8 protein-coding genes and 1 pseudogene are annotated in these 10,407 nt (G+C 61.9%); 2 read left to right on the top strand and 7 right to left on the bottom strand.

The window, feature by feature from the left end; translation table 11 throughout:
* Positions 1 to 78 precede the first annotated feature (78 nt).
* From ABIV12_RS15955 to ABIV12_RS15930, 6 genes are all read right to left on the bottom strand, one after another.
* The gene (locus ABIV12_RS15955) at positions 79 to 1,191 is read right to left on the bottom strand and encodes an S-(hydroxymethyl)glutathione dehydrogenase/class III alcohol dehydrogenase (protein ID WP_348061135.1); all 1,113 of its coding nucleotides are present in this window, start codon (positions 1,189 to 1,191) and stop codon (positions 79 to 81) included.
* A 69-nt stretch (positions 1,192 to 1,260) separates the two neighbouring features.
* Positions 1,261 to 2,244, bottom strand: coding sequence for a beta-propeller fold lactonase family protein (locus ABIV12_RS15950; RefSeq protein ID WP_348061133.1), 984 nt, complete (start codon positions 2,242 to 2,244; stop codon positions 1,261 to 1,263).
* Between the two features lie 81 nt (positions 2,245 to 2,325).
* Positions 2,326 to 2,919, bottom strand: coding sequence for a c-type cytochrome (locus ABIV12_RS15945; RefSeq protein WP_348061131.1), 594 nt, complete (start codon positions 2,917 to 2,919; stop codon positions 2,326 to 2,328).
* Positions 2,920 to 3,016: 97 nt separating this feature from the next.
* The gene (locus tag ABIV12_RS15940; protein ID WP_348061129.1) at positions 3,017 to 4,636 is read right to left on the bottom strand and encodes a quinoprotein dehydrogenase-associated putative ABC transporter substrate-binding protein; all 1,620 of its coding nucleotides are present in this window, start codon (positions 4,634 to 4,636) and stop codon (positions 3,017 to 3,019) included.
* A 263-nt stretch (positions 4,637 to 4,899) separates the two neighbouring features.
* Positions 4,900 to 6,753, bottom strand: coding sequence for a PQQ-dependent dehydrogenase, methanol/ethanol family (locus tag ABIV12_RS15935; protein ID WP_348061127.1), 1,854 nt, complete (start codon positions 6,751 to 6,753; stop codon positions 4,900 to 4,902).
* 290 nt (positions 6,754 to 7,043) lie between these two features.
* Complete coding sequence (locus tag ABIV12_RS15930; protein ID WP_348061125.1) at positions 7,044 to 8,021, bottom strand: pteridine-dependent deoxygenase; 978 nt, start codon at positions 8,019 to 8,021, stop codon at positions 7,044 to 7,046.
* Positions 8,022 to 8,138: 117 nt separating this feature from the next.
* Here ABIV12_RS15930 and ABIV12_RS15925 point away from each other — a divergent pair, with 117 nt between their 5' ends.
* On the top strand, positions 8,139 to 8,426 hold the full coding sequence (locus ABIV12_RS15925; protein WP_348061123.1) for a phosphopantetheine-binding protein: 288 nt from the start codon (positions 8,139 to 8,141) through the stop codon (positions 8,424 to 8,426).
* Between the two features lie 156 nt (positions 8,427 to 8,582).
* On the opposite strand, the gene ABIV12_RS15920 is transcribed toward ABIV12_RS15925, so the two are convergent.
* Entirely contained in the window at positions 8,583 to 9,911 is a 1,329-nt protein-coding gene (locus ABIV12_RS15920; RefSeq protein WP_348061121.1) for an NAD(P)/FAD-dependent oxidoreductase, read from the bottom strand.
* Positions 9,912 to 10,009: 98 nt separating this feature from the next.
* Between ABIV12_RS15920 and ABIV12_RS15915 the strand changes: the two are divergent.
* Positions 10,010 to 10,407: pseudogene (locus tag ABIV12_RS15915) on the top strand (hypothetical protein); the annotation flags it as partial.

Raw genomic sequence — 10,407 nt, 5'->3', positions numbered from 1 at the left:
TGGATCAGCGGCCGCTGGATGCGGCCATCTGGAAAACGTTCAAAACAACCTGCGCGAGCAGGATCCTCAAGCGACGCTTCAGTACTGGATCACCGAACGGATCACCTTGCCGTCGTGCATCAACTCGAAGGCATGGTTGATCTGGTCGAGCGGCAGCACGGCGGACACGAACTGGTCGATCTTGAATTCGCCGCTCATGTAGCGGTCGACATAGCCCGGCAAGTGCGAACGGCCCTTCACGCCACCGAACGCGGAACCGCGCCATACGCGACCGGTGACGAGCTGGAAGGGACGCGTCGAAATCTCCTGTCCGGCGCCCGCGACGCCGATGATGATCGATTCGCCCCAGCCCTTGTGGCAGCACTCGAGCGCCGAGCGCATCACCTTGACGTTGCCGATGCATTCGAACGAATAGTCGACGCCGCCGTCGGTGAGGTCGACGATCACCTGCTGGATGGGCGTGTCCGGATAATCCTTCGGGTTGATGAAGTCGGTCGCGCCGAGCTGCTTCGCCATCACGAACTTTTCGGGGTTCATGTCGACGACGACGATGCGGCCCGCCTTCGCCATCACCGCTCCCTGGATCACCGACATGCCGATGCCGCCGAGGCCGAACACGGCAACGCTTGCTCCCGGCTCCACTTTCGCCGTGTTGAGCACCGCGCCGATTCCCGTCGTGACACCACAGCCGAGCAGGCAGACCTTGTCGAGTGGCGCAGCCGGGTTGATCTTTGCGAGCGCGATTTCCGGCAGTACCGTGTATTCGGAGAACGTGCTCGTCCCCATGTAATGGAGGATCGGTTTGCCGTTTTTCGAAAAACGCGAGGTGCCGTCCGGCATCAGACCCTTGCCCTGCGTCACTCGGATCGCCTGGCAGAGATTGGTCTTGCCAGAAAGGCAGAATTTGCACTTGCCGCACTCGGGCGTGTAGAGCGGGATCACGTGGTCACCGACCTTGACGCTGGTGACGCCTTCGCCAATCTCCTCGACGATGCCGCCGCCCTCGTGGCCGAGGATCGCCGGAAACAGGCCTTCCGGATCGTCGCCTGACAGCGTGAACGCATCGGTGTGGCAGACGCCGGTCGCGACGATGCGAACCAGCACTTCACCAGCGCGCGGGCCTTCGAGATCGACTTCCTCGATCGACAGCGGCTTGCCGGCTTCCCATGCGACTGCTGCGCGGGTTTTCATGATTGTGCTCTCCGAATTGAAAAGGTGTCCGGGTGCAGCGGTGAGACAAGCTGCAGATGCTCAGTGATATCAGGGCGAAATGACCACACCCCAAGGCAGCTCGCCGACCGCGATCTCTTTCACGACCGCGAGCGTGACCGTGTCGATGACACTGACACTGTTCGAGCGGCCGTTTGCCACATACAGCTTCTTGCCGTCCGGCGTCAGCGCCATGTTCCATGGCCGCTTGCCGACCGGGATTTCCCTGATCACCTTGTTGGTTGCGGTATCGATCACCGACACGCTGCCGGCGCCACCGTTCGTGGCATAGATGCGTTTGCCGTCACTGGTGATCGTGAGGCCCGCGGTGCGCAACGCGGTGTCGATCGAACGCGTCTTCTTTCGCTCGGCGACGTTGATCACATCGACCTTGTTCGCAGATTCCTGCGCAACGTAGAGAAGGCTGCCGTCCGGCAGGAACGCTGCTCCGCGCGGGTGCCCGCTGGTCGCAATCACCCCGGTCGACACGCGCGTTGCAAGATCGATCACGTCGAGGTTGTCGGATCCTTCGTTGCTCGTGACCAGATGTTTGCCGTCGGGCGTGAACTCGCAATGTTCGGGGTTACGCCCCTTCACCGGAATCTTCGCGTCGATCCTGAGTGTCTTCGCATCGATCAGGAGCACGAGGTTCTGACCCTCGGCGCACACCGCCAGCTGATTGCCCGATGGAGACAACCTCACGCCTTCCGCATCGTCACCGATGGCCACCTTCCGCACGACGCTGTCGGAAACCGGATCGATCGCAAACAGGTCGTTGTGTTCGGCATCGACGACATACAGAACCTTCCCGTCGCTGCTGACGTCGATGGCCTGGAGCCGTTTGCCGAGCTTGCCGCTTGCCGTCAGAGTGCGCGTCACCGTATCGCTGGCCACGTCGATCACGGAGATCGATCCACTTTTCTGATTGGGCACGTACGCGAACGGCGCAGCCAGAACCTGCGGCGTCGCAAGCGCCGTACAAAGCACACCGGCGAGCACCGACTTCATCGGAATGTGGAACTTCGAAACGCGCATCCTGTGTCCATCGATTTGAAGCAGGGCATTACCTTACGACAATCAGCACTGTCCGGAATATCGGCTTTCAACCGCCGCTTGCTACCAGTCGCGCAGTGAAGCATCGCCCTTGTACTTCGAACGGACGTAGGCGATCAGTTTCCATTCCTCGTCGTCGGTGATCACGCTCGCAAAGGGCGGCATCTCGCCGACGATGGTCTCGTGGCCGACACGCGTGTATCCCTTCGCCTGCATGGCGGCGCTGCCCAGTTTGACGAGGTTGAACAGGGTCGTATCGTCGCTGCCATACACCCATGTATCGTTGATCACGGGCGGACACATCCCGCCGCCGCCGCCGGCGCCGTGGCAGCCACTGCAGGCCTTTGAAACGAACAACTCCTTGCCCTCTGCAATCATTGCTGCATTGTCGGTGTACGGATTCTTGACCACCGTCAATCCGTGATCATTCGTGCCACCGGCGGGCGCGCCGCCGGCCGGTTTCGCGCCGACCGCGGCCGCCTTGTGCGGGTCGACTGCTGGCTGCTTGTTGGTATCGGCGTCAGCCGGCGGCGGCGCGTCGATATTCCATTGCTCTTTCACTTCCTGCGCCGAAGCGGGCTGCTGCACCGCAGTCGCAAAGACCGCCGCGCATCCCAGTGCGAGCAGAGTGGCGCACAACACATTGCGTGGTGACATCTATAACTCCAATCAGGGAACGTGGATGGATCGACGACGTGCGATTCATGTCGGACGCACCGTCGCGGTTGCGACGGGTATCTGACTCATTGTCGCGTCATGAATTCTTTGACAGGATCTCGACGATGCCGGTATTGCCCTTGACGCGCGCGATATCGAGCGCGTTCTGGCCCTTGCTGTCCTTCGCAGCCGGATCTGCTCCTGCAGCGAGCAGGCGTTTGACCCGGGAATCGTTGTTCTCGGCGGCAGCGAGCATCAATGAGGTGATGCCAGCTTTGTTCGCGGCACGCACGTTCGCGCCTTTCTTGATCAGCAGATCAAGCACGCCCTCCTGGCTCTTCGCCGTTGCGAACATGATCGGCGTGTACCCGGCCTGGTTGATCGCGTTCACGTCGACGCCCTTGGCAACGAGCGTTTCGACCATGTCGAAGTCGCCGTACGTGATCGCGATGTACAGCGGGCTCATGCCCTTGGCGTTGTACGCACTTGCCTTTGCGCCCTTGTCGATCAGCAACTCCGCCATGTCGGGATTGTTGCGGTAGACGGCGGACATCAATGGAGTCCAACCGTCCTTGTCCGCGAACTCGACGTTCGCCCGGTGCTCCAGCAGAATGCGCGCAATCTCGACGTGCCCTTCGCGCACTGCCCACTGCAGGGCATTGAAGTCGAGCTGGGCAACCTCATCGATGTTCGCCTTGTGGCCGAGCAACCAGCGCACCCGGGCGGGGTCGTTGCCGACGACCGCATCGGCCAGCTCCTTGGTGGGGCTCGCGCCTTCGAGGATGCGCTTCTTCGTGGCTTCCAGTTCGCTCGCGGACGACTCGGGATGGTCCTTGCGCGCTTCGACGTTCGCCGCTTCAAGATTGGAATAAGGTCCGTGCGCGACGAGATCGCCGGAAACGATGCAGTCGGCGCATTTGAGCAATGGCACGCCATAGCTGTCGAGCACGGCCCTGATCGCGTCCTTGTTGTCGGCGAACGCCTTGTCGAGGCGCGCTTTGAGTGCCTTGTCGGCGCGGCGCACGCCAAAGGACATCGAGAATTCCAGCGGTACGCTGTCATCGAGCATGTTCAGCGGCACGATGTCGATCGGCGCCTTCTGCATTTTTGCGTAATAGCCAGCGATCGGACCCCACGTTTCGACGGCGTCGAGTTTGCCGCCGACCACATCCTCGACCTGCTTGCCGGGGTGGTCGTTGGGGTTGAAGGTGGAATCGTAGAAAACGTATTTGACCTCGGTATTTTCGAGAATGTTGTGTTCGCGCAATGCGACGCGCGCCGGAGAACTCTGCAACACGCCGATCTTCCATTTCTGCAGGATCGGATCATCGAGTGAGTTGATCGGGTGGTCGCGGTCGTGCCGGTACGCAAGCACAAACGTGGATTTGTAGTACGGCTTCGTCACCAACGCTTGTTCGTAGTCGGACGGAACGTCCATCAGAACATCGCAATGGTCGGCATTGATCGTGCTGCGGGCGAGGCCACGACCGTAGTACGGATACCAGTAATACTCCAGGCGAGCGCCGATGCCCTTGGCGAGGATCTCGGCGATCTTGTTCTGGAAACCTTCCCCGCTCTTGTTGGACAACGGCATGTTTCCGGGATCGGCACACACTCGCAAGGGCGGCGTTTCGCTCACGATGGGCTCGGCCGCCGCAAAGGCGCTTGAAGCCACAAGCAGCGAAGGGATGATCAACAACAACGGGATGGGTCGCACGGGAAACTCCGGAGTGCCGCGGGTGAAGCGCAGCATGCTGAAAAGGGTTTGAACCTTGACTGATTGATCCGCGCTGCGGGGCGCCGGAATCACGACTGGATTTCTGGACAGGGAGACGATGCGCCAATCGACGCGAGGCGTCATGGGGCATCGCAATAAAAGCGGGCGGCGGATGGATTCGCGCAATCGGGTCGAACGCGGTAGCCGGTAGAAACATCGGGGCCTTGCGGCCCCGATGCATGCATCATGTTGCTGTGTTGCAATCAGTTCTTCGCGACGCTGGCCTTGCCCATGTCGCCGCCATCCACGCGGAACGTGTAGAGCATGCCGCCGGTCGGGATCTTGTCGAAGCCATTCTCGTAGGCCAGGCCGACCGCGCCGAGCGCACCGAACGGATCGGCCGGATCAAGACCTGCGGAGATCGGAAGGCCGATCCAGCCGCCGATTCCCGCGAACACCGACACGTACTGATGACCGGCAACCTTGTAGGTGATCGGGTTGCCGATGATTCCGGAGGCCAGCTTGCGCGACCAGAGGATCTTGCCGTTCTCCTTGTCGACCGCACGGAACCAGCCGTCGAGCGTGCCGTAGAACACGAGACCGCCGTCGGTCACGAGCGCGCCACCCCAGGTCGGGAACTTCTCGTGGATTTCCCACTTGGTCTTGCCCGTGGTCACGTCGAACGCCTTGAAGTTGCCGAGGTTGCCCGGCTTCTCGGCCTTCATCGCAACGTTGGCGAACACGTAGACGATGCCGGTCATGATCGCGCCGCGCTCCTTGGGCTCGTCTTCCATGTACCAGTTGTTGGTCGGGCAGAAGAAGATCTTCGCGTCGTTCGGATCATTCGCGCACGGCTGCTGATCCTTGCCACCCATCGCGGACGGCGACGCCTTGATCGGCTTGTTGAGCTCGAACGGCGAATGTTCCTTGACCTTGATCGGACGACCGGTCTTCATGTCGATCTTTTCGGCCCAGTCAACATTCACGTACTTGTTGGCGTGGATGAGAGTGCCGTCACGACGGTCGAGCACGTATGCAAAACCATTGCGATCGAAGTGGACGAGGACCGGCTTGCCATCGAGTTCGGTGAGGATCGGCTCGTTGATGCCGTCATAGTCCCACTGGTCGAACGGAGTCATCTGATAGCCCCACACCGCTTCGCCGGTTTCCGGCTTGCGCGCGAAGATCGTCATCGACCACTTGTTGTCCTGCGTGCCCTTGTTGCACTCCTCGTGCGTCTTGAACTTGCAGCGATAGGTCGGGCTCCACAGGCCGGGGTTGCCGGTTCCGTAGTAGATCAGGTCGAGCTTCGGGTCGTAGCTGATCCAGCCCCACGGTGCACCGCCGCCGCGCTTCCACTCGTCGCCCGGATACGAGCTGATGCCGAGATCGCCGAGGCCGCCGTATTCCGGGTGCTTCTTGTTGAAGTCCTTGCCCAGGCACACGTCCTTGTCGGAGCCGGTGCTGTGGCAGGTCCACATTTCGTGGCCATCCTTCAACGAATACGCCTGCATGCGACCGCGTGCGCCGAATTCGTCGCCACCCATTCCGGAAATGACGATGTCCTTGACGATGATCGGAGCGGGCGTGCTGGTCTCGCCCTTCTTCGGATCTGCGCGCTTGACCTTCCACACTTCCTTGCCGGTCTTCGCATCGAGCGCGATGACCTGGCCGTCGAGCGTGTTGAACACGACCTTGCCATCACCGTAGACGAGACCGCGGTTGACGGTATCGCAGCACGCCACAGCGACTGCGTGGTCATCCTGCTTGGGCGAGTATTTCCAGGCGACCTGGTAATTGTCAGCCTCGGACAGATCGACAGCGAACACGTGGTTCGGATACGCGCTGACGAAATACATCATGTTGCCGATGACCAGCGGCTGGCCTTCGTGGCCGCGGGTTGCGGTGGTCGACATCGACCACGCCATCTGCATCTTGTCGGCGTTGCTCTTGTTGATGTCGGTGAGCGTGCTGTGCCGGCTCAGCGAATCATCGCCACCCGGTGCAGGCCATTGATCACCAGCCGATGCCGCGTACGCTGCGCCACAGGCGAACACCGCCGTGATGCCTGCGCACAGCAGCGCAACGCGCTGGCCTGTGTTTGAAATTGAACTCATATCGCCTTTCCTCCAGGAGAGATGCAACGATTCGCCGTGCGACGAACGTGATTGACACAATGCAGCGGGAGAAACTCCTCTGCCAGGCGCATTTCGATATCCATGCAATGTATCCGTCGCGCCCCCCGCGAACGGCAAGACTGTGCTTAATTTCAGCCTATCGCAAGAAAATTGCATGGTGCGACGCAGCGCGAAAAATGCGCGCGCGTGCAATGGCCGACTGCAATCGCCCATTGGTCGAAATATGTGGAAAAGAGCCGATTATCGCGAACGCGTCACGCGTTCCGGGATCAACGGGCGACGCCGTGCATGCCGTCGATTTCGACCAGCAGCTCGGCGCGGCAGATATCGCCGGCGAGTACCAGAGGTTCAGGCAGCGTCGGCGCATGACGGCCCAACGCGTCGATCACGAAGTCGGCGCAGGATGGATCGCGCAGATAGATCTTCAGGCAGCTGTCGGCGCCCAGCTCCGCCTCCGCGACACCCGCCTGCGTCAGCAGGCTCTCGAGATTGGCGAGGGTCTCCTCGACCTGTGCTGCGAGATCGTTGTCGTGACGCGACGCGTGGCCAACCACCGCCGCGGTGCCGGAAATCAGCAGCTGGGAAGACGAGGCAAGCATGCCGCGCGCGAACGTGGGAGCCACCGGCCCGTATCGGCGCGGATAGCGCCAGGCGCTGGTCTGTCGGGGGTTCTCGATGGGCACGCCCGCGATGCGCGAAGCGAGTCCGTACACCTGCAGGATGCGCACGCCATCCTGCCGACCGATCGCCGACGCTGCAGGATAGTGTGTCTCGCCGTACACACGCATGCCGCGTGCGCGACCCTCGCAGAACAATCGATAGCGTTCGTCATCGCCGTCGCCGAGGTTGATTGCGTCGAGATAGTTCCACAGTCGCAGCACATGTGGCGTCGCGCTCGGGCCAACGAATGCATTGATGCGGCGATACGCGTGCTCGGTGGCGCCGACGATGCCGCCATGGTCGGCTTCGACCACGTCGATCGCGAAAAAAAGATGGATGCCGTCAGTGCTCCAGCGCAGATCCGCGTCGGATCCCCATTCCGCGCCGGCACCACCTCGCCACACTTCGAGCCAGCCGGCCTGTACAGGTTCGAGACCGATGCGCAGCACGCGTGGATCATCGGCGATGGGCATGGCGCCGCCAAAGCCGATCACCGCAAGGACACCCGGCTGCTGCAGCACGGCGTTGATCGATGCACGTTCATAGCCCACGCCAAGCGACGTGGCTGACGAGGGGGCGGCGGTCATCGAGATTGACATGGGCGCATGTTCAGGGCGGACATGGACGCCGTTCAGGCGGTTGCGAGGGCCGGCGATGATACACTGCCACCACGATTTTCCGCGCCAAGCGAGGCGTTTCCACCTATGACGACACAAGCCAGCGCGGCGGTGCAGACGCCCGCCGAGAACGAACTTGCTCAACTCCTCGTCAGCAGCCTCAACATCGATTGGGTCAAGCCTGAACAGATCGAACCGTCGGCTGCGCTGTTCGGCGGCGATCTCGGACTCGATTCGATCGACGCGCTCGAACTCGCGCTCGCCGTGTCGAAGCACTACGGTTTCCAGCTGCGCTCGGACAATCCCGACAACCAGCGGATCTTCTCCAGTCTGCGCGACCTGTCTGCCCACATCGAGCAGAATCGCGTGGGTTGATGGGTCTGAAAACGCGCGAGCAGTGCGAAAAGACAGTGCGAGAAAATTGAAACATGAAGACCACGAAGAACACGACGCTGAAAGGCAAAACGTCGTTTTCTCCGCGTCCCTCGTGTGTCAGGCGTTTGATCTGTGTTTCGCCTGGAAACCTCTCGCTCAAGCCGGATCCACAGGCGTGTTGCCGCCGCTGAATGCGACATGCGCGCGGCGGCGACGGGCGATCATCTCGCCGAGCCAGCGCCGCAGGTTTCCGATGCCGTAGCAGGCGTAGATCAGCTTGAAGATCGTGAGCTTTTGCATCACGTCCTTGCGGTCGAACACGTCGCCCGCGAGCATCGAGATGACTCCCTGCTCGATCTGCCACTGATTGCCCGGATGCGCGAAGAGGTGACGCATCACGGGTGAATTGAAGCGGTAGATGAACCATGAGAATACGCGTACGCCGCGCTGGATGCGGCGCGCGAACTCGCGTTGCAGCACCGTCTCGCGTGCGGGAGCATCAAGGATCGCCCCGACCATCGCCGCGGCCTTCTGGCCGCTGTGCATCGCGAGATAGACGCCCGACGAAAACACCGGATCGACGAACGCGAACGCGTCGCCGACCATCACCCATCCCGGCCCTGCCATCCGTTCGCAGGTGTACGAGTAGTTACCGGTGACGCGAACTTCGGACACCATCGTCGCGTTCGCCATGCGGCGGAATGCGTCCGGCATCGATTGCAGGGTGGCTTCGAGAAATTCCTCGTTGCGCCCGCGCCGCTGCTTGAGGTGCTCCGGAAAACAGACGCAGCCGACGCTCGTCACGCCGTCGCGCAGTGGAATGAACCAGCACCAGCCGTGCGCAAAGTTGTAGATGCTGATGTTGCCCGCGTCAGCGCCCGGTCTCGCCTCGACACCTGTGTAGTGCGCGAAGATCGCCGCACTCTGGTGTTTCGCGTTCTTGCGCTTGAGCTGCAGTGCGCTTCCGAGCAGCGTGTCGCGGCCGCTTGCATCGACGAGGTACTTCGCGCGCACCGAGATTGCGGAGCCGTCGCTGCCTCGCGCCTGGGCCACCACCTTGCCGATACCATCCATGGCGACGCGTTCCACCTTCACGCCTTCGCGCGCATCGACCCCGCACTCGCGTGCGTGCGCGAACAGCATTGCATCGAGCTCCTCGCGCTTGACCTGGAACGCATGCGGTGGTGTCGTTCCAAGCGCGCGCGCGAAGTGAAACGTCTGATAATTGCCGTCGCTGGACGGAAAATCCGCACCGAGTTTGAGAACACCGATCGCGCGCACCTTGTCCATCACGCCGAGCGCATCGAAAATCGGCAGGTTTGCCGGCAGCAATGACTCGCCGATGTGGAAGCGCGGGTGATGCTCCTTCTCCAGCTGCACCACGCGCCTGCCTTGCTGCTGCAGAAGGGTCGCCGCAGTCGATCCGCCCGGACCGCCGCCAACCACCAGTACGTCACACTCGATCACCGCATCCGCCTCGCTCATCCGTTCTCCCCGTGTTCGGCCCGCGGCCCGGTGTCGACCCTATGGTACAGTCGCGCCGCATTCCCGATGCTTCCGATGATTCCCGCGCGTTGTCTTCCGTGTCTGCCCCGGCTTCTCCTCGCTCGACCCTTGCCGTACCCGCGCAGCGCTCGCGTGCGTTCGTCGTCGGCATCATCGTCTACCTGGTCCTGCTTGCCGCTGCGTTCGCATCGGGCAATCGGGTGTTCGGTGAACTCGCCGCGTTCACATTGATCAGCGTGGTGATGCTGCCTACGTTGCGTCGTGGTCGGCCGTTCGCGTGGGCGATCTGGCTCGCCGTGGCGGCGGTGCTCATCTGGCTCGCGCGTCGCGGCCAGGGCCAGCTTGCGCTCGACGCACTGCCGGTGCTGATCAACATTGCGCTGTGCGGTGTGTTCGCACGCACGCTCTCGTCAGGGCGCGAGCCGCTCATCGCGCACATCATCAGCGTTCTCGAAGGACCCGAACGACTTGCGCT

Origin of the sequence: Dokdonella sp., assembly GCF_039926425.1 — a bacterium.
Lineage (GTDB): Bacteria > Pseudomonadota > Gammaproteobacteria > Xanthomonadales > Rhodanobacteraceae > Dokdonella_A.
This window is presented reverse-complemented; position numbering and strand designations above follow the sequence as displayed.